Origin of the sequence: Caballeronia grimmiae (genome assembly GCF_000698555.1) — a bacterium.
In the GTDB taxonomy this organism is placed as follows: domain Bacteria; phylum Pseudomonadota; class Gammaproteobacteria; order Burkholderiales; family Burkholderiaceae; genus Caballeronia; species Caballeronia grimmiae.
On sequence record NZ_JFHE01000007.1, the window covers coordinates 39789 to 64661 of the forward strand.

A 24873-nucleotide genomic window follows, 5' to 3' on the forward strand; every position below is an offset into this window, starting at 1 on the left:
TGCGGCTGGCGAGTGATTCTGGCGGGCTGATTCGACGTTACCGAGGTGGAAAACCCTCTATGTGACGGTTCATCAATGAACGTATTATTCATATTCGCACAAAGCTAAGTCAAGGTACGCGACGGGCGGCTTTGTCGGTGATTTCCCCTAGCGCATCCCTTTTTTATGAATCGACGCACGCCAATTTCGCTGGAATCCGCAGAGAACGACGCCGACCGTTATCGCGCGCCCGCGCTCGACAAGGGGCTCGACATTCTCGAATTGCTGTCCGAGCAGAAGTCAGGACTCACGCGCGCTGAAATCACGAAGATGCTCGGGCGCAATGCGAGCGAGATGTATCGCATGCTGGAGCGGCTCGTCGCGCGGCAGTATGTCGTGCGCTCCCCCGAGGGCGACCGCTATTCGCTCGGGCTGAAGTTATATGCGCTCGCGCACCGGCATCCGCCGACGCACCGGCTGATCGCGGAGGCGTTGCCGGTGATGCAGCGTTTCGCCGATGCCGCCGAGCAGTCCGTTCATCTCGCCGTCTACGATCGGGGCAATCTGCTCGTCATCGCGCAAGTAGACGGCCCCGGCACGTGGGGCATTTCGGTGCGCCTCGGATCTCGCGTCGGCCTGATCGACACGGGATCGGGCCGCGTAATGCTCGCGTTCCAGACGGACGAACAGCGCGTGCACATGCTGGCTGAGCACACCAAAGTGAAGGGCGAACTTGCAGTCGATGATGCGGTGCTGGATGCGGAGCATCGACGCATCCGCGATCTTGGTTACTGGAAGAAGGACAGTCAGCAGACCTTCGGCGTCATCGACGTGGCGTTTCCGCTGCTCGGGCCGTCGGGGCAGGCCATCGCCGCGCTGACCTGTCCTTATATGCGGCGCATCGACGAGTACGTGGCGCCGTCCGTCGACGATGTCACTGCGCTGCTGAAGGACGCCGCCGCTTCGCTTTCGATGACGCGCGACTGAGCGGCGAAAGCATCGCGCGTTAGAATAGCGGCCCTCTCAAAAAGACGGCCATCGTATTAGTGAGCCGCCGACCTCATCTGACGCATTACTACGCATCACTCATGGCGAAACTTCTTTCCGATTCCGAATTCCAGCGTTTTTCCGAACTTCAGCAAAAGCAGGCAAGCTTCACAATCTCGGCCGATGAAGCGGACGAACTCCGCGATATCGTCGCGCGCGCACAGAAGAAGCGCGATGACCGCGCCGCAGCGATGCAAGCCATCGAAGCGCATATCGCCCAATTCGACATCAGCCCGGACGAGCTTTTCTCGCCCGAGCAGATCGGCGAAGCGGCGCGCACGTACGGGCTGATTCCCGCTGCGAAGAAGGAGCGCACCCTTCCGCCGCAACTGACGTACAACGGCAAGCCGTATCAGTGGACGTCGCGCGCGCTGCCCGATGAGATCCGCGAGCCGCTTTTCGAAGCATTCACGTCGGGGCAGTCCGTGAAGACGTTCATCGCGACGCCGAAAGACGCCGCGCGCTGCGCGCTTACCATCGCCCGGCTGGAACGCGAAACGGGAAGTTCGTATGCCGAAGCAATGCTGAGTGAATTATCGCTCTCGCGTGCGCAAGTCGACGACGCGCTCGCCAAACTCGCGGCTTAGTCCCGCGAGGCTTGCGATGAAGGTGCCGGCGCATCGGAGAGGCGCATCCTGAAACCGACGACGCCGGGATCCTCCGTTTTGATCAACTCGAATCCGGCCTTTCGCGCGAGCGCGATCATGCCTGTGTTCTCCCGCAGCGCTTCGCCGATCATCCATCGGGTGCCGCGCTTTCGCTCGTAATCGATGATTCGCGAGAGCAGCAGCCAGCCCAAACCCTGCCCTTTCATGTCCGAACGCGCGGCCAGCGCGAATTCGGCGGTCTCGTTGTCCGGATCGGCGATTGCGCGCGCCACGCCCAGCGTCTCGTACGTGCCATCCTCTTTTGCACGCGTGATGACGAGCGCCATCTCACGGTCGTAATCGATGTGTGTCATCCGCGCGAGTTGCGAATGGTCGAAGCTGCGCACGGCGCCGAAGAATCGCAAGCGCAAATCTTCGGGGGTGTTTGCGGCGACGAAGGCGCGGTGCGCGTCTTCGTCTTCCGGACGAATCGGCCGCACCGTGATGCGCATGCCACGCCAGTCGAGCGTCTCCTCCATCGCACGCGGATACGGCACGATCGCGAGCGGCTTGCGATGCGCGCCGAGTGTGAGTTTCGGTTCGTAGACGACGACAGAATCGCGCGTCACGCGGAACGTCAGCTTCAACGCGACGATTTCCTCGATGTAACAAACCAGTTGCGATAACGCGGTCAGTGCGTTGAGCAGAAGCTCGGCGGGTAATTCGCGCGCGCGCGGCGATGTCGCGATGAGGTCGCGGGCGAGCACCGGATTGAGCGGCGGCAGCGCAAATTCGTGAAGCGAATCAGCAAGCCCGAGCGCGCCCGCAGCCCTGAATTCGAATGCCGGGCCGAAGACGCGGTGATTGATCAGCCGGGTGTCGATATCGATGGCATCGCCCGAAGTCGGGTCCGGCGCGCCGGGCTTCACCACAAGGCCGAAGCGAGCGCATATCCGAGCGGCTCGCTCGCCATCCAGCTCCGTGATGCCACGGTCCAACGCGGTGCGAATTTCGCGCTGCGCGTCGTCGATGTCTTTGGGGACATCGGCGGGAAGACCGTCCGGAGTCTGCATGAGTAACTCGCGTCCTTGCCGGAAATCGACCAGACGCGCGAAGCCGCGCGCAAGGCGATGCGGCGTCGTGTGCACGGGAATGCCGTTGGCGTGCAGTTCGTCGCGAGTCGCCGCATCCGCACAACCGAAGAAGCACGCAAGCAGACCACGATAAGCGTGTCGTCGCTCGGCGATCAACACGCGCGCGACGTCGGCGACCGGCGCACTGTGCGTCGGCGCATGCACGACGAACACTGTCCCGGTTTCGCGATGCGGCGCGAGCGCCTGGAGCGCGACGCCGAAGTCGGAAGGAGACGCGTCGTCGCCAAGCAGCAGCGGATTTCCTGATTGGGCGCGAGGCAACGCGGCGGCGACGGCGTCGCGTGCAGCGACGGGCCACGGTGCAAGACCATCGCCGGCGGCGGCGAACGCGTCCATCGCCAAGGCGGCGACGCCGCGGTCGCTCGTGACCACGGTGGCCGCATCGCTCGTTGCGACCCGGCCGATCCCGAGCGTTTCTATCTCATCGAGAAGGTCGTCGAGCGAATCGACGCGGACCAATCCGGCGCGGCGGAAAGCGGCGGCGTAGAGCCGATCGAACGGATCGTCGCGACCCGTGCGCAACACCAGGACGGGCTTGTTCCGAGCGGCGGCGCGAGCAGCGGACATGAACTTGCGCGCTGAACTGACGTGTTCGATTGCAAGCAGGATCGCTCGCGTCGATGCGTCGCTCGCCAGGAAGTCGAGCATGTCGCCGGAGTCGACGTCGGCTTCATCGCCGAGCGCGACGATTCGCGAAAAGCCAAGGCCCCGCGCGAGTGCCCAGCCAAGCACGCCGTTCGTCAGTGCGTTGGAGCCGGACACCCAGGCAACGCCGCCGGGCTCGACGGTGCACGCGGGAGCACCGAGACATGCGCCAATCGATGGCGTCACCACGCCGAGACTTGCGGGTCCGACGATGCGAATCAAGAACGGCCGCGCGGCGGCCAGCGTCCGAGCGGTCCAATCAGCCGCGGCATCAGAAGTGGGAGGCTCTTCGCGATGCTCGCTGCCCCTGCGCGGCCGCGCCTCGCCAACAATGACGACGGCCTTCGTTCCTCGGCGCCCCAACTGTTCGACGAGTGACGGCCACGTCTGGGGGCGCGTGCAGATAACGGCGACAGACGGCGCGTCCGGCAAGTCGTCGACATCCTTGTACACCCGCGCGCCGTTCAGCGACTCATGCCGAGGATTTACCGGCCAGACGGGGCCCTTGTAGCCGGCACATCGTGCACGCTCCCAGACCATTGCGCCGATGCTCCCGGCGCGCGGCGACGCACCGATTACAGCGATTGACTTGGGGGAAAACAGAATGTCGAGGTTGCGAACAGTCATGGGCGACTCTTGACGTTGCAGGTCACCGATAAGCATAGGCGATGTGTGGGCATCGGTCGGTCGTCGTGGCGTCGCAACAGCGCTTTATGCGCATAAAGTCCGACGCGATCCCGCCAAGGAAGCCAGCCACTATATGCGCATAAAGCCTCGTCCGAATGGCTAGCGTACGCAACATTTGACTAATACAACTGGAAAATAATCACGCGCAATGTAGAATTCGAAACGCAATCAATTTCGGAGCTAACTGTGGCGGCGGAAATCATAGCGATCACGCAGCAGAAAGGCGGAGTGGGCAAAAGCACCATCGCGATGCACCTTGGCGCTGCCTTTCACGAAAAGAAGAAGCGCGTGCTCGTGGTCGACGCAGACGGCCAAAATACGCTTATCCATTGGTCGAGCGCTGCATCCGATGACAACAGCGGCATCCCGTTTCCTGTCGTCAATCTCTCTGAGGCGGGCGGGCAAATACACCGCGAGATCAAGAAGTTCGTCAACGATTACGACATCATCGTGGTCGATTGTCCGCCGTCGATTACAGAGAAGGTGTCGGGCGTCGTGCTGTTGGCCGCGAGTGTCGCGGTCATTCCGACTTCGTCATCGCCTGCCGATTATTGGTCGAGTGTTGGACTGGTGAAGCTCGTGCAGCAGGCGCAGGTCATGAATGAGGACTTGCGTGCTGTGTTCCTGCTGAACAAGACCGAAGAGAAGCGCATGCTGACGCGCGAGCTCAAAGTTGCGCTCGAAGAGCTGGGTTTCCCGTTGCTCAAGACGCAGATTCCGACACGCGAGTGCTACAAGCAGGCGATGGCTCTCGGCCAGACCGTCTTGCAAATGAGCGATCGGGGAGCACGGCTGGCTGCGGCAGAGATTCGCAGCTGCGCCGATGAAATCCTTGCCATGCTCTGACGACTTTATGCGCATAAAGGACACTGAATGAAACCGTCGCAATTTGCCAAGGGCTTCAAGGCTCGCCCGGACACGACCAGCAGCGAAAAACGGACTGCGCTCGATCGGCTAAACGCGATCGACGGTATCGTCGACATACAGCACGGTTCCCAAAACGCCGCGAACGGTCGATCCGGCGCTTTCGTCGCAGAAGACCCGGTCGACTCGATGGCTGGCCCGGAGTCGGATGAGTATCGCGCCTGGCGTCGGGCGAATCGTTATACGGCAGGGCAGGTCATCGAATTGCCCCTGAAGGCGATCAAACCTAGTCCGTTCAATCCCCGCCATTTTTATCTGAAGGCGTCGATTGCCGAGCTGGCCGTCAATCTTGCAAAGCAAGGACAGCAGCAGGCGATTCACGTGATTCCGGATTACGAGAACCCGGGCACTTTCTTCGTCAGCGATGGCGGCCGACGCGTGCGCGCGCTGAAAGAAGCGAACAAGGAAACCGTCAAGGCTGTGGTGGTCGACCTGCCGGTGGGCATCGAGAGCTACAAGCTGGGTTACGACCTGAACGTCCAACGCGATTCGCAGACCGTGTTCGACAATGCTGTCGTCTGGCGGCGCTTCCTCGACGAACAGCATTTCCAGAGCCAACGCGAATTAGCGGATCATCTCGGTCTCGACGAATCCACGATCGCCGTTGCTTTGTCGATCGCCAAGCTGCCTGAAAATGTGATGCACGAGATGGTCGCCCGACCGGATCGATTCGGCTCGAATATGGCGTATCAGATCTCGCGGTATCACACGGCTCGTGGGAGTGACGCGACGCTGCGGCTCATCAACAAGATCACTTCCGACGATCTCAGCACGCGTCAGGTCGCGGATATCGTCAAGGGACGTGCGAGCCCTCAGGAAACGCCGAAGCCCGCTGGTCGCCAGCGGTACGCGCAGCGCCTCGAAATCAAATTCGATGGCGTCTCTGTCGGCGACTTGAAGTCATACGGCGAAGACCGCCTCGAACTGCGTCTGCGCGGACTCTCTCGGGAGCGACGGGACGAATTGCTGCATCAGATCGAGACGATACTTCAGTCGGAGCAAGCTAAAGATTGAGCACGTTGCCGGTCGTACTGCCAACGCTAGGCGGCGCGCGACTGACTCAATGTGAAAGCCAGCAAGTCACCATCGGTAGGCTCGCCCCACGTTTTTCGGGCGAGCCAGTCGAAGAAAGACGTCTCCGCCAACTTCGAATCCAGACCACGCTTGCGCCAGTCGTCGCGCATGTGCGAGCCCAACTCCGGCAGGACGCTTTCCTCGAAGGTCTGCCGTGCGACTTCCCGCTCTTCCTCACCCTGCTCGTCGTATAACGCCCGCGCTTCCTTGCGTCGATAGGCGGAGAACTCACTCAACAAGCGAGCCTTCAGATCGTCCGCCGCGGACGCGCCCGTTGCGCCAACACGCGCCGGCGCTCCGTTTGCGGCAGTCGGCAATGCCTCGACCGGCGGCGCGTAGCCCTTCTTGAGCGCGTCCTTGAAGAGGGCGGCGGCAGAGCGCACCGGCGGCAGCGTCGTGCTGCGCATACGTTGCTCGGTCATCTGGAGCGCGGCACGAATCCGGTTTTCCTCGCTATCGGCGTACAGCGTCTGCGCTTCCTTGAGCGGGATGCCGATTTTCACCATGCGATCGACCAGCGTGCTATCGAAGACGTTCGGATGCTCGTCGAGCGCGAGCATCGGCTGCTTGCGCTCCGTCACCCGGAACTGGATTTCGGCAACACGACGTCCCTCACGGTGCTCCACCAGTTCCACGAAGATGTTTGTCACCGCGTTGACTTCGGCAATCGCGGGACGCAGATAGTCGCGCTTGAAATACTTGTACTCGCGCTTGGCCTCGTCGCCGGCTTCTGTATCGGGCGTCCCGGATAGAATCGGCCGCCACCACTCCCACGTTTCGCGCATCGTCAGATGGCTTGGGTTGGTCAGATAACGCACGCAGATTTCGTACAACGCGAGGCCCGCGCTGCTGCGCAACTGACTCTGGAACTGAAGGCTAAGGCGCGCATACTGCACCGGGTCGAGAAGCTTCTTCTTGATTTTCGGCGCGAACGAGAATTCGACCCAGACGCGGCGCGTCGTCGGGTCTTCGAGAATTTCGGCGTCGGCGATCAGCGTCGAAATGCCCCACTTGCGCCCCGGCTTCTGGCTCGACGTGCCCGTGCTCCACTCGACTTGCACGGACACCATCCGGCGCAAGTGCTCCTTTACGAGGGCCGTGTCGTTCGAGTCGAACGCCGAATTGGCGACAATGTCCGACAGTAGCGCGCGATAGGTATCGCCCGACTCATCTGCCTGCTGCGCGACCGCAAGCAGCACATTGAAAAGCTTGCGAGTCAGCAGCGTGATCTTCCCGCTCTTGGGCTGAATGGCAATGGCTTCGACGGCTTTGCGCAATTCGGCCGAGCTAGGGCTAACGACGTCGGTTTTCTTGGCGCGCTTGGTAGCCATGCGTCTGAGAGGAACGATATTGCGAGAGAGCATACCGGGCGCGGTGAAGCGAGTAAACGGGGCCGCGTTCACCATTGGACGGTGACGGTGGTGGAACAGCTTGTACTCACTGCAGTGCGCTCCTGTAAACCCTCACCGCTCACCGAAGCCGGCTGTCTCATATACCTAGAAGCCGTGCGGGTTAACGGTTTTGGATGGTTAACGCGCCTGATTCTGGAGCGGAGATTTGCTCCCGAAAACGCTCACCCGAAAATTTTTTTCGGTTGAACTCGAGGTGTTGTGCAGCGAAGACGCCGCCTTTAGCCTGTCTTTTTCGCCAGTTGCAAGACACGAACTTATGGCTATGAGATCCCTTCCGACAGCTACCAGACTTTCTCCGTCGTGCTTTCTCCTGCAAAGGCTCACGTTGTCGTGCATCGTTCATAGCCGCGTCACCTCTTGGCGGCCTTTGAACGTTTAATAGCTCTGACGGTGGGCTCCCGCATACGCTCACCTTATCGCCCCAGCGGGTCTGCCAGCGGTTCCCGTACAAGCTCACTTATATGCTCCTGAAAAGACTCACCTTTCGTGAAGCGCCCACAGAAAGCTATGATTTACAGCCACTTAGGCGCATCGTTAGTCATCGCCCTAGGCCGATAGCTTCCCGAAAAGCTTCACCTCTACGGTTACCGAGTCGATGGGGTCCCGAATTCGCTCACCTATGAAGCGACCAACCTGCGTCAGCGGTGCGTTTCTCGCGCGATTGACCGTAATGCCCGTCGTCCCAAAACGGGCTTCATCTATTGGCACGCGAGGTCCCGAAAAACCTCACCAAGGGCTTGCAGCGGCCCTGTCGGGCGACTGCCTCCCGAATCGGCTCCTGCAAAGGCTCACCTTTTGGGCTTTCGAAGTCACAACACAAGCTGCAATGAGATCGACCATTCCTCAACGCACGGCACGTTCTGGCAGTGCTCCCGCAAACGCTCACCTTTAGCGGCTCGAGCACACGAGAAATGCGGCATAAGGCGGTCCACTTCCCGAATAACCTCACCGCCGGTCGGCATTCTTACCTGAATAGCCTCACCATCCAGTGAAATTGACGATATTTCGGCGTAATTTGCGGTCGGATTGACCTTCCTGTAATCGCTCACCTTCCGGGACGGAGACACAGGATCACAACTCAAGCCCGCAAAGGCTCTGTGCGCGGGCGCGTCCCGGATCTCCTCACTCATCGAAAACGCTAGCGCCCCGAATCCGCTCACTACCTATCCCGATGGTCCTCACGCATGATCCCGAAAGCCGTCACCGCGGTGTCCTGCAACGCCTCACCATATATCCCGAAGCGTCTCACCTAATGGCTCTGAAACCCTTGCTGCATAAGGCTGTGGTAGAGCGTTAACGGTTTTAATAAGGTTCAAAGGTGTTAACTTTTACTACTCTCTAGGAGCCCAGCGAGATTCCCATCACAGAACATTCAACCCACCTCAACATGTTCATCTGGGAAGGACACTAGTCCGCAGATCGTGAAACAACTCCAAAGCGACGGCTTATAGAAAAAACACTTCCCCGACAACTATTTATCGTCAGCACCTAAACACGTTTCACAGAAATCGACTATAACTTTGGTGGATTTGCAACTGTTATCGAAGCTAGCGCTAAAGCTACCGAGTGCGCACAGTTCACGAGCAATTCTGTCTTCCCCGAAACGTAAAGCGTTATGATGGATACGCTCAACGCATCGATAGACTATGGACACACAACTCCGCGATACGCTCCGCCAAGAGCTCGACGTCATGCGCAACGCTGGTGCGCGTCGCCAAGAACTCTCGCATCATGCCTGCAAACGACTGTTTTTTGATCTAGGGCTGCGTCCCTCGGTCACTACCGTGCGCGAATTGACTCAAACGGGCAGCGCGAGCGATATCCCTCGCGATATCGAATCTTTCTGGGAAACAGTAAGGTCGACGCTGCATGTCCGCGTGGAAGCCGGCGAAATCCCTGACGCATTACGACAGCGCGCCGGCGAATTGCTCGCTGAACTCTTCGTAGAAGCCCGTCGACACGCCGATGCCGCACTAAGCGCCGACCGAGCCAAGGTCGATGTAAGCGTGGTGGCCGCCCAGGCCGCAACCCGTGATGCCGAGATCCGTTGCCAGGCCATCGAGCAGGCGCAGCGGCGCGCCGAGCTTCGTGCGGAAGCGGCCGTCGCACAGATTGCCTCGCTGGAGGCCGAGTTGAAGGCTTCGCGTGCCCGCGAGTCGCACGTGCAAAACGACTTACGCGACGTCGTCATGCGGCTGGAGGCAGAAAACAAGGCGTTGTCCGAGCGCATTGCCCGCGAACAGGCCGATGCCGCGCGTCTTCGCGATCGGATCGACGAACTACAAAGCGAACTGCGACACAACACCGAGCATTACGCCCAGCAGATCAAAGACGCCGTGAAGGATGCCGAACGCCGCGTCAAACCGATGCTCGTCGAGCTCGACTCACTGCGCGGCATGGCCGCAACGTATCAGACGAAGGTGCGAGAAGCCGGACAGAAGGAATTCGATTTCCTTCAACAAATTAGTGCGGCACAAACGCGTGCGAACCGGCTGGAATCGCAGGTGCGGGAGCAATCCAACGAGATCGACGCACTGACGCGTGAACGCGATGCGCATCGCGTCCGCGTCGGCATGAGCGCCGAGTTGGGCGGCCTGATCGCGTCGCTGGCGCTGGATGGCCGGCTGACTGCAGCCGAAATCGAGACGCTTGGCACGCAAGTCGACGCGTACGTCGCTGCGCCGCTGGACTGTCCGGCTTGCGAGAGCGCCGAACCGGAATTGCAGCGGCATGAGGACGAATTTGAACTGTCGTGCCCGAACTGCGAGCGAAGCTCGGGTGCAGTGGCCTCTAAGCTGGCTGCGGTACAGGCGTTCCTCAAAACAGCGGCCGTGCGAGCCTGATCCGTACCGCTGCGACGGTCGCCGCTGCCGTCAATGCGGAAGGTGAGCGTTTTCGGGACCCGAATTGTCGTCCGTATCCGCGCGGGCTTGGGCGACATCGCGCTCCCGTATTTGCTCACCCATCCACTCTTGCCAAGCCCGATGCAGCCGATGAACCGAGATCGATTGCTGGAAACCTAGCCACTGGCCGACGCGCTCCGGGTCGGTGCCATCGTCGAATAATTCGGCAGCGTACGTATTGCGCAGCGTCTGGGGACTCGCGCGCGCGACCCGCGATGCCGCGATGCCGGAAGCCGCGACGACGGCATCGATGGCGCGCAGCATCGTCGCCTTGTGCATCGGGCGGCCGGACGGCGCCGCCGGGAACAGCAGCGTGCCGGCGAGCCCGACGGCCTTGCGTTCCGTGATCCAGCCGTCCAGCAACTCGACGGCGAACGGTGCAAGCCGCGCCTGTCGGATCTGCAACGGGTTCGACGCGTCCACGGTGACGTACGGCGCACCGGGCGCGTAACAGTCGACGGTCAACTGCGCCGCCTCTCCCGTTTTCACGCCCGCGCCGAGAAACGCGGCAACGAGCGCCCGATCCCGCCGCTCCCTCCAGCGCTGGCCGGTCGCCAGGTCGCCGAGCGGAGAAAACAGATGCGCGATCAGCGCCCCGCGTTCGTCATGCGTGAGAAATCCGGTTGGCTCGTTGTCGCGCGCCTTGCGCCAAGCAGCATCACCGTCTTGCGCGATGAATCGCGCGGGATTCGTTGCCGCCGATTCGACCTCACGCACATAATCCAGCACGCGCTCGATCAACCGCAGATAGCGCATGCGCTGCGGGCGCCGGATATCGAGCTGCGATATGAATTGCTCGATGACGGGCCGTTGCACCGCATGCAGCGTCGTCCGTTTCGCGCTCAGCCATTCGAGGAAGTTTCCCCACTGCGCGCGATAGACATCGGCCGATGAGGCCCGGAAGTCCTGCTGGGCGAGCCATGCATCGAAGGCGGCGTGCGGATCGGCCTGCCAGTCGGCGCGGTGTTGGTCGAAGAGATCGGAAGTGTTCGGCATGGTGTTCGGAAGGCGTCTGACAGCGCCGTATTGCATTGGGCAAAGAGTCGGGCTTCGTGCGGCCGACGTCAAGAGCACACCGGCGGGCAAATGTGTCGAAGTGTCAGAAGGATTGTCTTGCCGCGTACGCGACCGATCGTCTACTGTCTGGGCGGAAGCTTCCGTTCGATACAAGACCGAGGGCAGCGAGGGGCGATCGATGGCGCATTCACGGGACGTTCAGTCATGGCCGGAACGGCGTGCCAACGGACGGGCCGCTCGACGGCACACCTCGCGCGGCGCTCACGCAATGATTGGAGACGTCGATCGCGACCCCATCGCATTGCTGCGTGTCAGCAGCGAACGACGCGTCGCGACGCTGGTTCCGCTGCGCTACGGGCGGATGCTCGCATCGCCGTTTGCGTTTTATCGCGGCAGCGCGACCGTGCAGGCGCACGATCTGGCCGGCACACCCGATAGCGGCATTCCGATCCAGATTTGCGGCGATTGCCATCTCGCCAACTTCGGCGGCTTCGCGACGCCCGAGCGTACGCTCATCTTCGATCTCAATGACTTCGACGAGACCGCGCGCGGGCCTTGGGAGTGGGATCTCAAGCGCCTGATCGCAAGCTTCACCGTCGCAGGCAGACACTTGGGCATGGGCGACCTGGCCGCGGACGAACTCGCGTACCGGGCCGCCGAAAGTTATCAGCGGCACATGCGCGAGTACGCCGAGATGGGTGTGCTCGACCTCTGGTACGAGCGGATCACCTTTGCGCAACTGTACGGTCTGGTTCAGAGCGACGCGGCTCGGCGCCGCATCCGTCGAAGTATCGAACGCGCGTCGCGCCGAACGCACGACAGTGTGCTGCTGAAGCTCGCAGACAAACACAGCGATGGCTGGCGCATCCGCGATGCGCCGCCGGCCGTATTTCACATCCGCGGCAAGAGCACGCTGATCGACCGCGCGGACGAGTGGGCGGCACTGTCGGGCGATCGGGCGACGCTTCTCGGATCGCTGATGGCGGACTACATGACGTCCCTGACGCCGGAACGCGCGGCGCTGCTTTCGCAGTTTCAACTGCAGGACGTTGCGTTCAAGGTGGTCGGTGTCGGCAGCGTCGGCACGCGCTGTGTGGTGCTGCTCTTCACGGATCATCATGGCAGGCCGCTGTTCCTGCAGTTGAAGGAGGCGTCGATGTCGGTCGTCGCGCGCTACACGCGTCCACACGGAGCCGCCGAGGAAAACAAGCACGATGGTCAGCGCGTCGTGCACGGGCAACGCCTGATGCAGGCGGCCAGCGATCCGTTTCTCGGCTTCGCAACCGGTGCGCTCGGCCGCACGTTCTACATCCGTCAACTGCGCGACATGAAGCTTTCCGTCCAGATCGACACATTCGACGACGAGGCGCTGCGCAGTTACGCCGCGCTATGCGGCTGGGCGCTCGCCCGGGCGCACGCCAAGGCTAGCGGCCTTTCGCTGGAGATATCGGGCTATATCGGCAACGGCCCGCGTTTGCCGGAAGCGCTCGTGTCCTACGGCCGCGCTTATGCGGATCAGGTCGAGAAAGACTACGAGCGATTCCGCCGCGCATGCCGAACCGGGGAACTGCACGCGCGCACCGACGCCGATATGGCCGCCGACTTCGCCGTCTAATGGCGTCGCTCGACGGCCGATAACGCGCGATCGAGCCGTGACGCCTCAGTGTGCAGCGATGGAAAGTTTCGGTTTGCCCTGCCGGGCGGCGCATTCGTAGGCATCGACTGCAAACGCGAATACGGCAGGCAATGCATCGGACGACGCGACGTCGACGACATCGTCGGTCTCCGGGAACTGGAAACCGTCTGGCCGAGCGAAGAGTTCGCGCAGCGCGGCCTCGTGCCGCCCGGCGAACCCAAGGTCCGCAACGGCTTCGGCCTCGATCGCGTGCAGCAGCCGCCACGTGAGCGGCACGCCCTTCTCGATATAGCGCCCTGCAATCTGTCGCGTGATGCGCTCGAGGTCACGAACTGCACGCTCGAACTGCTTCTTGCTGAGATGTTCGCCATTCGAATCCATAGTCACCCCTTCCAACGGTCTCTTAGTACTGTATAAATATACAGTACTAGCTCCGATGAAAATAGCGTCGCGCCGTTCGATCGCCGTGTATGTGCGATTCCGCCTACGTGCGATTCAGACATCCGCCGCTACGCGGGTGCGCTTGGGAGGCGCATTCTAGAGCCATGCTTACGCGACATCCCGCGTCGAGTACGCGGGCATCTTAAACGAAGCATCGCGCGCAGTCTCAGCGCGAAACGAAAGGAGAAACAGGATGAATAAGGACCAAGTCGAAGGCGTTGGCAAGCAGGTGAAGGGGAAAATCAACGAAGTCGTCGGTAACGCAACCGATGACCCGGCGCAGGAAGCCAAGGGCGACATGCAGCAAGCAGCCGGGAAGATCCAAAAGGGTGCGGGCGATGTCCGCGAGGATCTGAAGGACAGCGTGAAAAAGAACCCGTAATGGGTTAGCGAAGCGGCGAACGTCGCTTCGCTTATAACGGGACGCCCAGTGGCGTCCCGTTTTTACTTCTTGGCGGCGCACCGCTCAACTTGATGCGCATAAAGTTCCGCCAGCCGCAGTCCGGCAGTCAGCCGGCTCAACCGTGAATGACCACCAACAGCGCCTTCGCTTCTGACCTGCCCGCATTCCGGATGGCGTGTCCATCGTCTGCGGCGTAGCGTGCTGTCTCGCCTGACTTCAGACGCCGCGTCGTACCTGACGCCTCCACTTCTATTGTCCCGTTCAGGACCGTCACGTGTTCTCGCGTGCCCGGTTCGTGTGCGTTCGATCTGAGCGCGGCGCCCGCCTGCAAGGTGAGTTCGTACCATTCGAACTTGCCTGCCAGTTCGATCGGTCCCCAGACGCGCAATTGATACCCTCCGTTATCCCCACTTAGCGTCGGGATTTCGTGAGGACCGGCCACGCGAATCGCTTCTGGTGGCCGTTGTTGCGCGAACAACTGGTCGAGGCTGATGCCGAGCGCATTTGTCAGTCTCCACGCGACCGCTATGGTCGGATTCGCCTTGTCGCGTTCGATCTCCGACAACATCGATTTGGATACACCTGCTGCCCGCGACAGGTCATCGAGCGTCAGTTTTCTTTCGTTTCGCAACCGTTGAATCTGCTCGCCGACACGCGGCGGCGCCGTCGCGGACGATGCTGGTTCTCCGGTCACGTGCGCGGAGCGAACGCTTGCCATGACTTCTTCGATCCTTTACAGTGTTCGGCATATCGGAAACGTGTTCGAAATATCGAACACGTTCAATGCGATGCATGGACTATAACAGGGCTAGGGGCTGCGCACCGATTCCCGCAACCAAAGGATGCTGCTGATGAACGACCGATTTCTGAGACATTTGAGCGAGACCATCGACGAGATTCGCGCGGCCGGCTTTTACAAGACCGAACGCGTAATTGCGAGTCCGCAGTCGTCGGATATTCGGCTGGACAGCGGCGCAGAAGTGCTTAATTTCTGCGCAAACAACTACCTAGGACTGGCGGACGATCCGCGTCTCGTCGAAGCCGCGAAGGCGGGGCTCGATGCGGACGGCTTCGGGATGGCGTCGGTGCGCTTCATCTGCGGTACACAGACTGTGCACAAGCAACTCGAACGCGCGATCGCGGACTTTCTTGGAACCGACGACGCGATTCTCTACTCGAGTTGCTTCGACGCGAACGGTGGCCTGTTCGAAACGCTCATGACTGACGAAGACGCCATCATCAGCGATGAACTGAACCATGCGAGCATCATCGATGGTGTTCGTCTCTCGAAGGCTCGACGACTGCGCTACAAGAACAACGATCTCGCTGACCTCGAAGCGCGTCTTAAGGAAGCCGATGCCGCAGGCGCGCGTTTCAAGCTGATTGCGACGGATGGCGTCTTCTCGATGGACGGCATCATCGCCAACCTCGCCGGCATATGCGATCTCGCCGACCGCTACGACGCGCTGGTGATGGTCGACGACTCGCACGCCGTTGGATTCATCGGCGAAAACGGACGCGGCACGCCGGAGCACTGTGGCGTGTTGGATCGTGTGGACATCATCACTGGGACGCTCGGAAAAGCGCTGGGCGGCGCATCGGGCGGCTACATCGCGGCTCGCAAGGAAGTCGTCGAACTGCTGCGGCAGCGAAGCCGGCCATATCTTTTCTCGAACACGCTCGCGCCGAGCATCGCGGCGGCGTCGCTGAAGGTGCTCGAACTGCTCGCGAGCGACGAAGGCGCCGATTTGCGGGAGCGCGTCCGCGCGAACGGCGCGCGCTTTCGGCAGGCGATGACCTCCCTCGGCTTCGACCTCGTGCCCGGCGAACATCCGATCATTCCGGTCATGCTGGGCGATGCGCAAGTCGCATCGAAAATGGCCGAGGCCTTGCTCGACGAAGGCGTGTACGTGATCGGCTTCTCGTACCCCGTCGTACCGAAGGGACGCGCGCGCATCCGCACGCAGATGAGTGCAGTGCATACGCCCGAGCATATCGATCGAGCGGTGGACGCGTTTGCGCGGGTGGGGCGGGCGCAAGGCGTCATTCGCTGAGGCCTTTATGCGCATAAAGTCGGCCGACCTGACGGACGGCCAAGTAGTGAACGAGCAACCTTCAGGAACGCCAGCATGAAAGCCCTTGCAAAACTCGAACGCGCCCCCGGCCTTACGTTGACAGACGTACCGCGTCCGGAAGTCGGCCACAACGACGTCCTCATCCGCATCCGCAAGACCGCGATCTGCGGCACTGACATTCATATCTGGAAGTGGGATGACTGGGCTCAGAAAACCATCCCGGTGCCGATGCATGTCGGGCATGAGTATGTCGGTGAGATCGTCGAGATCGGGCAGGAAGTGCGCGGGTTCTCCATTGGCGATCGCGTGTCGGGCGAAGGTCACATCACGTGCGGCTTTTGCCGCAACTGCCGCGCTGGAAGGCGACATCTCTGCCGCAATACGGTAGGAGTGGGTGTCAATCGCGAAGGAGCTTTCGCCGCATACCTCGTCATTCCCGCGTTCAACGCCTTCAAGATTCCACCCGACATTTCCGACGATCTTGCCGCGATCTTCGATCCCTTCGGCAATGCAACCCACACGGCGCTTTCGTTCAACCTCGTCGGTGAGGATGTGCTGATTACGGGAGCCGGTCCCATCGGCGTAATGGCGGCGGCTATCGCGCGGCATGTCGGCGCGCGCAACGTCGTCATCACCGATGTCAACGACTATCGACTCGACCTCGCGCACAAGATGGGCGCCACGCGCGCCGTCAACGTAACGCGCGAGGGCCTCCGCGACGTCATGCACGAGCTTGGGATGACCGAGGGTTTCGACGTCGGCCTCGAAATGTCGGGCGTGCCGAGCGCGTTCACGTCGATGCTCGAAGCGATGAACCACGGCGGCAAAGTCGCACTGCTCGGCATTCCGCCCGCGCAGACCGCCATCGACTGGAATCAGGTCATATTCAAAGGGCTCGAGATCAAGGGAATTTACGGTCGCGAGATGTTCGAGACCTGGTACAAGATGGTCGCCATGTTGCAGAGCGGCCTGGACTTGTCGCCGATTCTGACGCACACCTTCCCAGTCGATGACTATCAGCGCGCGTTCGAAACGATGCTCTCCGGCAACAGCGGCAAGGTCGTTCTCGACTGGACTGGCGTTTAAGCTTTAATCGGCGCGATGCTCCGCCCGACGTCGCACACGCCATTGGGTTTGCGCAGCGCATGTCCCGGGCCGAAGATGTTCTCGGCCTGACGCGCGCAAGCGCGCCTGAAACCCATTGCGGCCACGCACGGCCACCGCTCGCCTTCACTCGCGCCCCTTCTCGAACTCCGCCTGAATCGCGACGTGCACATCATCCCCGACCGCCGGGTACCACGTCGTCAAACCGAACTGCGCCCGGCTGAAATGCCCATCGGCGGAAAAGCCCAACGTTTCCTGCTTGGTGAGCGGATTGACGGCGTGGCCGTTGAAAGTTACGTTCAACGTCACCGGATACGTTGCGCCGCGAATCGTCAGGTCGCCGGTAAGCGTGCCGCGATCCTCTCCGGTCCGCTGAAAACGCGCACTGGCGAACTCGATCTGCGGATAACGCGCGACGTCGAACATGTCCGGTCCCTTCAGCATGCGATCCAACAGCGGTACGTTCGTATTGACGCTCGACGCATCGATCGTCGCGCGCACGGTGCTGTCGTCCATGCCGCGAGCGCCCCAGTCGAGCTGTGCCGTCGCCTTGTCGAAGCGAATCACGAACCGCGAATAATGCAAATGGTCGACGTCGAAGCTGACGTTCCAATGATGCGGATCGAGCGCATACTCCCCCGCCGGCACGGTCGATTCGCTCGCGGACACCCGATGCGTGACGACCTGCAACGGCGTGCAGCCAGAAAGAACCAGCGCCAGCGACGCCAGAATACTTAGCAAAGAGATAGTCGATTTCATCGCGCGATACCTGAAAGTCAGCCCACCGATGCGCTCAGTTTCGCCGACAAACGGACTGCACGCAGAAACGACCGTCACGCCATTTTCGCGAGCGCACACGAAGATGACGTGATCAGGTAGAGTTCGCCTCGAATTCATCTCAAAAAGGCGCCATAGCGTTGCGCGATGGCGGAGAAACCCATGCGCTTCTGGCAGTCGCTTTCGCGTTCTCGACCGATCCGCCTCTGGCCCGCCGTGGCGGTGTCGCTCGCTTTCAGCGCGCTGTCGTGGGCGCCATCCGCCGACGCAGCCTTGTGCGACGATGGACTCTGGGTCGACGCGATGATCGGCTCGCATCACTTCCATCCCGACAAGCATTTCGAGCAGTTCAATCCCGGGATCGGCGCGGAATGCTGGATCGCTCCGCAATGGGCCGTGACGGCGGGCTACTTCCGGAACTCGCTTTCAAAGCCCTCGTTCTACGGCGGCGGCATATGGGCGCCCGAATTCCTGCATTGGGGATTTTTCCGGCTCGCCGCGATGGGCGGCCTCATCTCCGGGTACGACTATGGCCGCTGGGGCATCGGACACGATCACATGGTCGGACCCGTTGCCGCACCGCTGGTGATGCTCGCGTATAAGCGTGTAGGAGCCAACCTGATTCTGATTCCGCCTATTCCTTCGAGCGACCTGCCGTTCACAATCGGCTTCCAGGTCAAGGTGAGATTCTAAAATCTTCAATCGATCAGGAAGCCGAACTATTGAAACCTACTGCGGCACCCGCGCACGCAACAATTCGATAAACCGCTCCGCCATCGGCGACAGCACGCCGCTTCGACGCGTCACCACGCCGAAGGTCTGAGAAGGCGATCGCATGCTCACAGGAAGAATGCGCAGCATCTTGTGCTGCGCGAACATCTCGGCAATATCAGTTGGTAGTACTGATACAAGATCCTTGCTCTGGTTGAGCAGCGCAACGGTAACGAACGTGGAAGCCGTCGAGATGGTGTTCGGCGGCATGCTCATGCCCGCAAGGTCCATCTCCCGCTCCAGCAATTCACGCAACGGCATCTGGCTCGGGTAAGTTACCCATCGGCAATGGGCAAGATCATGCATCTCGATCGGGCCTTTCGATCTGGCCGAATGCCGATATCCCACGACCACCGAAAGCGGTTCATCCGCCAGCTTGACGTATCGATACTTCGAAGGCTGCGCACTCACCGCCGATCTGCCGATGATCAGATCGAGATGGCCGTCATCGAGTTGCAGCAACATGCGCGCGCTCGTGTCTTCGACGATTTCGATCGATACGTTCGGCAGTTCCGCATGCAGCGCTTCGAGCGCAGGCACGACGACTGCCGGTATTGCGCCCATGATCGCGCCGATCGCGAGCCGGCCGCCGCGTCCTGACTGAATCTCGTTGATGTCCTGGCAAAGCAGTGTGAGATCGGTCGTCAGCAGACGCGCGTATTGAATCACGCGCCGGCCGTATTGATTCGGGATCATGCCGCTTGCCGATCGCTCGAAAAGCTCGGCATCGAACATCGTCTCGAGCTCGTGCAGCGCCTTGCTCGCCGCCGATTGCGTGACCGCCATGACAGCCGCCGCCTTGTGCAGCGACTTGTGCTCATCGAGCGCAATCAGCAATTGCAACTGCTTCATTCTGAGCCTCGACAGCAGCGTCTGGACGGTGTTCATCAGCGAGTAGAAAAAGTTATCGGGGGATGGAAACAATTCAATATACAGGCTGCAGACTGCAAACGTATAGTCAGCTTCGGAGACAACAAACGATCGGCCCGAACACGGGTGACAATATGCAGAACGCAAGCCAAATCGAAGCCGGCCGGCTCGACGAACCGGCCGCAGCGCGGCCGCGACCCCTGGTGATTCGCCTTCATCGCGACGACGACGTCGTCATCGCACGCGAGCAGCTTGTCGGCGGCACGGCATTGCCCGACGAGGGCGTCACGGTATCCGGACTCATTCCCCCTGGTCACAAAGTCGCGACGCGCGCCATCGAACAAGGACAGACGGTGCGGCGCTATGGCCAGATCATCGGCTTCGCGAGCAAGCCAATCGCGCCGGGCGAACATGTTCACGTTCATAACATCGCGATGGGCGAGTTCGATCGCGATTACGCGTACTGCGAAAGCTCACGCCCCACGCAATACGCGGACACGCCCGCCACGTTCGACGGCATCGTGCGCGACGATGGCCGTGTCGCCACGCGAAATTACATCGGTATCCTAACGTCGGTGAATTGCTCGGCGACGGTCGCTCGCGCCATTGCCGACCACTTTCGCCGCGACACGAATCCCGCGAGCCTCGAGGCGTATCCGAACGTCGATGGCGTCGTCGCCTTGACGCACGGTGTCGGCTGCGCGGTCGATCCCGAAGGCGAAGGACTCGCGCTGTTGCAGCGCACGCTCGGCGGCTATGCGGTGCATCCGAATTTCGCGGGTGTGCTGGTCATCGGCCTCGGCTGCGAGACGAACCAGATTGCTCGCATGATGGAGACGCAAGGTCTCACCGAAGCATCGTTTCTGAAGACCTTCAACATTCAGGAGACGGGCGGCACGGCGAAGACCGTCGCGCATGGCATCGAACTGGTGAAGGGCATGCTCGCGGCGGCGAACCGCGTCAAGCGTGAGCCGGTGCCGGCATCGCACTTGATCGTCGGCTTGCAATGCGGCGGGTCCGATGGCTACTCCGGTATCTCGGCCAATCCCGCGCTGGGCGCAGCCGTCGATCTGCTCGTGAAGCACGGCGGCACCGCGATTCTCTCCGAAACGCCTGAAATTTACGGTGCGGAACACCTGCTCACGCGACGCGCGGTGAACCGCGAAGTCGGCGAAAAGCTCGTCGCGCGCATCCACTGGTGGGAAGACTATTGCGAGCGCAGCCGCGCTGCGATGAACAACAATCCGTCGGCGGGCAACAAGGCGGGCGGCTTGACGACCGTGCTGGAGAAATCGCTCGGCGGCATCGCGAAAGCGGGCAACAGCGATCTCGTCGAAGTCTATGAATACGCACAACCGGTGACGGCGAAGGGCCTCGTCTTCATGGACACGCCCGGCTACGACCCGATCTCCGCGACAGGACAGGTCGCGGGCGGCGCCAATCTCATCTGCTTCACGACAGGGCGCGGATCGGCATACGGCTGCGCGCCGACGCCGTCGCTCAAGATCGCCACCAACGACGCATTGTGGAATCGCCAGCAGGAAGACATGGACCTGAACTGCGGTCCGATTCTGAGCGGCCAGCGGTCCATCGAAGAAATGGGCGCGGAGTTATTCCAGTTGATGCTCGACACCGCATCGGGCAAGCGCAGCCGCAGCGAAATTCACGGCTACGGGCAGAACGAGTTCGTGCCCTGGCAGATCGGCGCGATCACCTGAACGCGATTCAGGCGTCGAAGCCGTTTCACACTCTCAACCATTGCGACCAATCACCATGTCAAATACCGGACCCTATCGCGGCGTATTTCCTGTCGTGCCGACCATCTTCGATGAAGACGGCAAGCTCGACCTCGAAGGACAGAAACGCTGCGTCGACTTCATGATCGATGCCGGCTCCAACGGCCTCTGCATCCTCGCCAATTTCTCCGAGCAGTTCGCGTTGTCCGATGAAGAACGCGATACGCTCATGCACGCCGTGCTCGAACATGTCGCGGGCCGCGTGCCCGTGATCGTCACGACGACGCATTTCAGTTCGGAAGTCTGTGCGCGCCGCAGCGCCGCCGCAGAAGCCGCCGGCGCCGCGATGGTGATGATCATGCCGCCGTATCACGGCGCGACCATCCGCGTGACGGAGAAGGGCATCTACGAGTTCTACGGCAAGGTGTCGGACGCGATCGGCGTTCCCATCATGATCCAGGACGCGCCCGTTGCCGGCACGCCGCTGTCCGCCCCGTTCCTCGCCCGCATGGCGCGGGAGATCGAGAACGTCGCGTACTTCAAGATCGAGACGGCGCAGGCCGCATCGAAGCTGCGCGAGCTGATCGAACTGGGCGGCGAGAGCATCGTCGGTCCGTGGGATGGGGAAGAGGCCATCACGCTGTATCCCGATCTCGAAGCAGGTGCGACCGGCTCGATGACGGGCGGCGGCTATCCCGACGGCATCCGCAAGATCGTCGATGCCTACGTGAGCGGTGACAAGGAAAGCGCGGCGTCGCTCTATCAGCAATGGCTTCCGCTCATCAACTACGAGAATCGCCAGTGCGGGCTGGCCGCTTGCAAGATCCTGATGAAGGAAGGCGGCGTCATCGGATCGGATGCAGTGCGTCACCCGTTCGCGCCCGTCCATCCGAAGACGCGTGAAGGCTTGCTCGAAGTCGCACGCCGGCTCGATCCGCTCGTGTTGCGCTGGGGCCGATAAGCGCCTCGCACCGCGGATCGACTGTATCCGCGTATTTCATATAAAAGCATTTAGGAGACCGGACCATGAGTGTGTCCAGCGTGCAATCCGTACGAATGACCAACGTCCGATGGAAGATCTTTCTTCTGTTGCTGGCGCTGGTATCGATCAACTACATCGACCGGGCCGCGCTGTCCGTTGCAATGCCCGCGATCGCGCAGGAATTTGATCTGTCGCCGGAGCGTCAGGGCCTGATCCTGAGCTCGTTTTTCTGGACGTATCTGTTCATGCAGGTGCCGTCGGGCATGCTGGCCGACAAGCTGAAGCCGCGCGCGCTCATCGCGGCGGCAACGGTCGGTTGGGGCTTCTTTCAGGCGCTCGGCGCGTTCAGCTCGGGCTGGGTGCTGCTGTTGCTGACGCGTCTCGGACTCGGCGTTACCGAAGCGCCGATCTATCCGGGCGGCGGCAAGCTCAACGCATTGTGGCTCACGAAGAACGAAAAGACGCGGGGTGCCGCGCTGCTCGATGGCGGCAGCGCGCTCGGCTCGGGCGTCGGTGCGATCGTGGTAGCGACGCTGATGGCGGTGCTCGGTTCGTGGCGCGCGGCGTTCGTCGTGGCGGGCGTCGGCACGATTCTGTGCGGCATCTGGGCGTGGTGGTACATCCGTAACACGCCGCGCGAGCATCCGTCGATCAACGAGGAAGAGATCGCGTATATCGAGCGCGCTCACGCTGAAGAAGACGCGGCCGAGCCGACCGTTGCGCCGGGCGGCTCGCTGTTCCGCTTCTTCGCGTTCCGCTCGGTGTGGGGCATGTGCCTGAGCCACACCTGCACGAACCTGATCTTCTTCGGTCTGATGACCTGGCTGCCGACATATCTGTTCAAGGTGCACGGTTTCGACCTGAAGTCGCTGGGCGGCGCGACGTTCCTGATCTTCTTCTGCGGTTTCGTCGGCGAAGTGATCGGCGGCAATCTTGCCGACAAGTGGAAGTCGGCGGGCGCGAGTGCGAATCGCGTGTATCGCACGATGATGATCATCGGTGCAGTCGCGGTCGGCCTTTCAATGCTGGGCGTGGCTTATGTCCGCGCACCGGTCATGGTCGTCGGCCTGCTGTGCGTGGCACTGTTCTTCCTGCGCTGGTGCGGCGGCTGCAACTGGGCGACGCCCGCGATGCTCGCTACCCGCGCACGGACCGGCACGCTCAACGGCATCATGAACTTCGTCGGCAATATCGCAGGCATCTTCGTGCCGATCTTCATCGGTTACATCGTGCAGACGACGGGCTCGTATTTCCTCGCGCTGATGTTCTTCGTTGCCGTGGCGGCTTTCCAGTCGCTGTGCGTCCTCTGCATCGACTATCAACGCAAGCTGCCGGTTTGAACGGGCATGTGACCGGTGCGAAACGTTGAGATGTTCCGCACCGGTCGACAGGAGAAGTGAAGTGCAACGTCGTCTTTATACGGGTAATGATCCGCGCCGTGCTCACAGCATCGAAGAGTTGCGCGGGATGGCGCAGCGGCGCGTGCCCAACTTCTGTTTTGAATACGTCGAAGGCGGATCGGAGGACGAGTCCACGTTGCGCCGCAATCGCGATGTCTTCGCGGGAATCGCTTTCCGGCCGCGCTCGCTGGTCGATGTATCGAAGCGCGATATCGGCATTCATCTGTTCGGACGCCGAAGCAATGCGCCGTTCATGATCGGGCCGACGGGCTTCAGCGGATTGCTTTCGCACGAAGGCGATATCGCGCTGGCAAGCGCCGCTGCCGCTGCAGGAATCCCGTACATTCTGAGCAATGCGTCGACGGTGGCGCTCGAACGCGTCGTCGAGCGCGCCGGCGGGCGCGTGTGGATGCAGGTCTACATGTATCGCACGCGGGATTTCGTCGCGAAACTGGCCGAACGCGCGAAGAATGCCAATGTGGAAGCGCTCGTCGTGACTACCGACAGCGCGATCTACGGCAAGCGCGAGTGGGACTTGCGCAACTACGCGAGGCCGCTGAAGCTCGATCTGCGCAACACTCTGGACGTGCTCACTCATCCGCGCTGGATGATGGACGTGCTCTGGCCGCACGGCATGCCGCGCTTCGCCAATCTCGGCGATTTGCTGCCACCGGGACAGGACAGCGTGCGCGGCGCGGCATCGGCGCTGGCGAAGGAACTCGATCCGTCGCTGTCATGGGACGATATTCGCTGGCTGCGCGACCGCTGGCCGGGGAAGCTCATCGTCAAGGGGCTGATTCATCCGGACGATGCCGTGCGCGCCGTCGCGCTCGGCGCGGATGGCATCGTGCTGTCCAATCACGGCGGCCGGCAACTCGACGGCTCCGTCGCGGCGATGGAAGTCCTGCCCGAAGTCGTCGATGCAGTGAAGGGGCGTCTCGCCATCATGCTCGATGGCGGATTCCGCCGCGGCTCGGACATCGTCAAGGCGATGGCGCTCGGCGCCGACGCGGTGCTGCTGGGCCGCGCGACGACGTGGGGTCTGGGCGCAGGCGGAAGGGCGGGCGTGGATCGCGCAATCGAGATTCTCAAGACCGAAGTGGATCGCGTCATCGGATTGCTGGGCGTGGGCAGCATCGCCGAACTGGATGCGCGATACATCGAGTGGCCGCGCGTCGCGCAACGCAGCGCATCGCGGCCGCGTCAGGCAGCGCCTGTCGAACTCGAACTGCAATGAACGGGACAGGGA

At 61.5% G+C, this 24873-nt stretch carries 20 protein-coding genes and 2 pseudogenes; 15 read left to right on the top strand and 7 right to left on the bottom strand.

Annotated elements, in window-relative coordinates:
- Positions 1 to 165: 165 nt before the first annotated feature.
- Both BG57_RS10470 and BG57_RS10475 read left to right on the top strand, forming a co-directional pair.
- A complete protein-coding gene (locus BG57_RS10470) occupies positions 166 to 966 on the top strand; it encodes an IclR family transcriptional regulator (protein WP_174447208.1) in 801 nt (266 codons plus the stop codon).
- A 101-nt stretch (positions 967 to 1067) separates the two neighbouring features.
- On the top strand, positions 1068 to 1613 hold the full coding sequence (locus BG57_RS10475) for a hypothetical protein (protein WP_035962841.1): 546 nt from the start codon (positions 1068 to 1070) through the stop codon (positions 1611 to 1613).
- Here BG57_RS10475 and BG57_RS10480 read toward each other — a convergent pair.
- A complete protein-coding gene (locus BG57_RS10480; protein WP_035963031.1) occupies positions 1610 to 4039 on the bottom strand; it encodes a bifunctional acetate--CoA ligase family protein/GNAT family N-acetyltransferase in 2430 nt (809 codons plus the stop codon). The two genes, BG57_RS10475 and BG57_RS10480, sit on opposite strands and share 4 nt — an antisense overlap.
- A gap of 246 nt (positions 4040 to 4285) precedes the next feature.
- Between BG57_RS10480 and parA the strand changes: the two genes are divergently transcribed.
- From parA to BG57_RS10490, 3 genes and pseudogenes are all read left to right on the top strand, one after another.
- Positions 4286 to 4945 carry a ParA family partition ATPase gene (gene parA / locus BG57_RS10485; protein ID WP_035962842.1) on the top strand — a complete coding sequence of 220 codons (660 nt, stop codon included), beginning with the start codon at positions 4286 to 4288 and terminating at the stop codon, positions 4943 to 4945.
- 27 nt (positions 4946 to 4972) lie between these two features.
- Positions 4973 to 5078: pseudogene (locus tag BG57_RS34290) on the top strand (ParB/RepB/Spo0J family partition protein); the annotation flags it as partial.
- A gap of 77 nt (positions 5079 to 5155) precedes the next feature.
- Positions 5156 to 6037, top strand: a pseudogene (locus BG57_RS10490) (ParB/RepB/Spo0J family partition protein); the annotation flags it as partial.
- A 26-nt stretch (positions 6038 to 6063) separates the two neighbouring features.
- Here BG57_RS10490 and BG57_RS10495 read toward each other — a convergent pair.
- Complete coding sequence (locus BG57_RS10495; RefSeq protein WP_035962845.1) at positions 6064 to 7428, bottom strand: replication initiation protein; 1365 nt, start codon at positions 7426 to 7428, stop codon at positions 6064 to 6066.
- A gap of 1727 nt (positions 7429 to 9155) precedes the next feature.
- Between BG57_RS10495 and BG57_RS10500 the strand changes: the two genes are divergently transcribed.
- Positions 9156 to 10352, top strand: a complete 1197-nt coding sequence (locus tag BG57_RS10500; RefSeq protein ID WP_035962846.1) for a DNA-binding protein — start codon at positions 9156 to 9158, stop codon at positions 10350 to 10352.
- A 30-nt stretch (positions 10353 to 10382) separates the two neighbouring features.
- On the opposite strand, the gene BG57_RS10505 is transcribed toward BG57_RS10500, so the two are convergent.
- The gene (locus tag BG57_RS10505; RefSeq protein WP_052005722.1) at positions 10383 to 11408 is read right to left on the bottom strand and encodes a tyrosine-type recombinase/integrase; all 1026 of its coding nucleotides are present in this window, start codon (positions 11406 to 11408) and stop codon (positions 10383 to 10385) included.
- Between the two features lie 199 nt (positions 11409 to 11607).
- Between BG57_RS10505 and BG57_RS10510 the strand changes: the two genes are divergently transcribed.
- The gene (locus BG57_RS10510; RefSeq protein ID WP_035962848.1) at positions 11608 to 13044 is read left to right on the top strand and encodes a DUF2252 domain-containing protein; all 1437 of its coding nucleotides are present in this window, start codon (positions 11608 to 11610) and stop codon (positions 13042 to 13044) included.
- Between the two features lie 45 nt (positions 13045 to 13089).
- Here the strand turns inward: BG57_RS10510 and BG57_RS10515 are convergent, their stop codons facing one another.
- Positions 13090 to 13446 (bottom strand): DUF2471 family protein, encoded by a 357-nt coding sequence (locus BG57_RS10515; protein WP_035962849.1) that lies wholly within the window; start codon positions 13444 to 13446, stop codon positions 13090 to 13092.
- Between the two features lie 253 nt (positions 13447 to 13699).
- Here BG57_RS10515 and BG57_RS10520 point away from each other — a divergent pair, with 253 nt between their 5' ends.
- Positions 13700 to 13888 (top strand): CsbD family protein, encoded by a 189-nt coding sequence (locus tag BG57_RS10520; RefSeq protein ID WP_035962850.1) that lies wholly within the window; start codon positions 13700 to 13702, stop codon positions 13886 to 13888.
- 136 nt (positions 13889 to 14024) lie between these two features.
- On the opposite strand, the gene BG57_RS10525 is transcribed toward BG57_RS10520, so the two are convergent.
- Entirely contained in the window at positions 14025 to 14627 is a 603-nt protein-coding gene (locus BG57_RS10525; RefSeq protein WP_035962851.1) for a helix-turn-helix domain-containing protein, read from the bottom strand.
- A gap of 133 nt (positions 14628 to 14760) precedes the next feature.
- On the opposite strand from BG57_RS10525, the gene BG57_RS10530 reads away from it, so the two are divergent.
- Together BG57_RS10530 and tdh are read left to right on the top strand one after the other, a co-directional pair.
- Positions 14761 to 15963, top strand: coding sequence for a glycine C-acetyltransferase (locus tag BG57_RS10530; protein ID WP_035963033.1), 1203 nt, complete (start codon positions 14761 to 14763; stop codon positions 15961 to 15963).
- A gap of 75 nt (positions 15964 to 16038) precedes the next feature.
- Complete coding sequence (gene tdh, locus BG57_RS10535) at positions 16039 to 17070, top strand: L-threonine 3-dehydrogenase (RefSeq protein ID WP_035962852.1); 1032 nt, start codon at positions 16039 to 16041, stop codon at positions 17068 to 17070.
- Between the two features lie 144 nt (positions 17071 to 17214).
- Here the strand turns inward: tdh and BG57_RS10540 are convergent, their stop codons facing one another.
- On the bottom strand, positions 17215 to 17847 hold the full coding sequence (locus BG57_RS10540; protein ID WP_035963034.1) for a YceI family protein: 633 nt from the start codon (positions 17845 to 17847) through the stop codon (positions 17215 to 17217).
- 180 nt (positions 17848 to 18027) lie between these two features.
- Here BG57_RS10540 and BG57_RS10545 point away from each other — a divergent pair, with 180 nt between their 5' ends.
- A complete protein-coding gene (locus tag BG57_RS10545) occupies positions 18028 to 18558 on the top strand; it encodes a hypothetical protein (protein WP_035963036.1) in 531 nt (176 codons plus the stop codon).
- A 36-nt stretch (positions 18559 to 18594) separates the two neighbouring features.
- On the opposite strand, the gene BG57_RS10550 is transcribed toward BG57_RS10545, so the two are convergent.
- The gene (locus BG57_RS10550) at positions 18595 to 19524 is read right to left on the bottom strand and encodes a LysR family transcriptional regulator (protein WP_420912086.1); all 930 of its coding nucleotides are present in this window, start codon (positions 19522 to 19524) and stop codon (positions 18595 to 18597) included.
- Between the two features lie 116 nt (positions 19525 to 19640).
- Between BG57_RS10550 and BG57_RS10555 the strand changes: the two genes are divergently transcribed.
- The 4 genes from BG57_RS10555 (at position 19641) to BG57_RS10570 (ending at position 24861) form a co-directional block, all read left to right on the top strand.
- On the top strand, positions 19641 to 21224 hold the full coding sequence (locus tag BG57_RS10555; protein WP_035962853.1) for a UxaA family hydrolase: 1584 nt from the start codon (positions 19641 to 19643) through the stop codon (positions 21222 to 21224).
- A 55-nt stretch (positions 21225 to 21279) separates the two neighbouring features.
- Positions 21280 to 22203: a dihydrodipicolinate synthase family protein gene (locus BG57_RS10560; RefSeq protein ID WP_035962854.1), complete on the top strand. Its 924-nt coding sequence runs from the start codon at positions 21280 to 21282 to the stop codon at positions 22201 to 22203.
- Between the two features lie 65 nt (positions 22204 to 22268).
- Positions 22269 to 23564, top strand: a complete 1296-nt coding sequence (locus BG57_RS10565; protein ID WP_035962856.1) for an MFS transporter — start codon at positions 22269 to 22271, stop codon at positions 23562 to 23564.
- Between the two features lie 61 nt (positions 23565 to 23625).
- Positions 23626 to 24861 carry an alpha-hydroxy acid oxidase gene (locus BG57_RS10570; protein WP_035962857.1) on the top strand — a complete coding sequence of 412 codons (1236 nt, stop codon included), beginning with the start codon at positions 23626 to 23628 and terminating at the stop codon, positions 24859 to 24861.
- The last annotated feature ends 12 nt before the right edge of the window (positions 24862 to 24873 follow it).

Bases quoted from the DNA above. Each gene is read 5' to 3' on its own strand.
- BG57_RS10470 (WP_174447208.1), top strand. From the start codon at position 166: ATGAATCGACGCACGCCAATTTCGCTGGAATCCGCAGAGAACGACGCC.
- BG57_RS10475 (WP_035962841.1), top strand. From the start codon at position 1,068: ATGGCGAAACTTCTTTCCGATTCCGAATTCCAGCGTTTTTCCGAACTT.
- BG57_RS10480 (WP_035963031.1), bottom strand. From the start codon at position 4,039: ATGACTGTTCGCAACCTCGACATTCTGTTTTCCCCCAAGTCAATCGCT.
- BG57_RS10495 (WP_035962845.1), bottom strand. From the start codon at position 7,428: ATGGCTACCAAGCGCGCCAAGAAAACCGACGTCGTTAGCCCTAGCTCG.
- BG57_RS10500 (WP_035962846.1), top strand. From the start codon at position 9,156: ATGGACACACAACTCCGCGATACGCTCCGCCAAGAGCTCGACGTCATG.
- BG57_RS10505 (WP_052005722.1), bottom strand. From the start codon at position 11,408: ATGCCGAACACTTCCGATCTCTTCGACCAACACCGCGCCGACTGGCAG.
- BG57_RS10510 (WP_035962848.1), top strand. From the start codon at position 11,608: ATGGCGCATTCACGGGACGTTCAGTCATGGCCGGAACGGCGTGCCAAC.
- BG57_RS10515 (WP_035962849.1), bottom strand. From the start codon at position 13,446: ATGGATTCGAATGGCGAACATCTCAGCAAGAAGCAGTTCGAGCGTGCA.
- BG57_RS10520 (WP_035962850.1), top strand. From the start codon at position 13,700: ATGAATAAGGACCAAGTCGAAGGCGTTGGCAAGCAGGTGAAGGGGAAA.
- BG57_RS10525 (WP_035962851.1), bottom strand. From the start codon at position 14,627: ATGGCAAGCGTTCGCTCCGCGCACGTGACCGGAGAACCAGCATCGTCC.
- BG57_RS10530 (WP_035963033.1), top strand. From the start codon at position 14,761: ATGAACGACCGATTTCTGAGACATTTGAGCGAGACCATCGACGAGATT.
- tdh (WP_035962852.1), top strand. From the start codon at position 16,039: ATGAAAGCCCTTGCAAAACTCGAACGCGCCCCCGGCCTTACGTTGACA.
- BG57_RS10540 (WP_035963034.1), bottom strand. From the start codon at position 17,847: ATGAAATCGACTATCTCTTTGCTAAGTATTCTGGCGTCGCTGGCGCTG.
- BG57_RS10545 (WP_035963036.1), top strand. From the start codon at position 18,028: ATGCGCTTCTGGCAGTCGCTTTCGCGTTCTCGACCGATCCGCCTCTGG.
- BG57_RS10550 (WP_420912086.1), bottom strand. From the start codon at position 19,524: ATGAACACCGTCCAGACGCTGCTGTCGAGGCTCAGAATGAAGCAGTTG.
- BG57_RS10555 (WP_035962853.1), top strand. From the start codon at position 19,641: ATGCAGAACGCAAGCCAAATCGAAGCCGGCCGGCTCGACGAACCGGCC.
- BG57_RS10560 (WP_035962854.1), top strand. From the start codon at position 21,280: ATGTCAAATACCGGACCCTATCGCGGCGTATTTCCTGTCGTGCCGACC.
- BG57_RS10565 (WP_035962856.1), top strand. From the start codon at position 22,269: ATGAGTGTGTCCAGCGTGCAATCCGTACGAATGACCAACGTCCGATGG.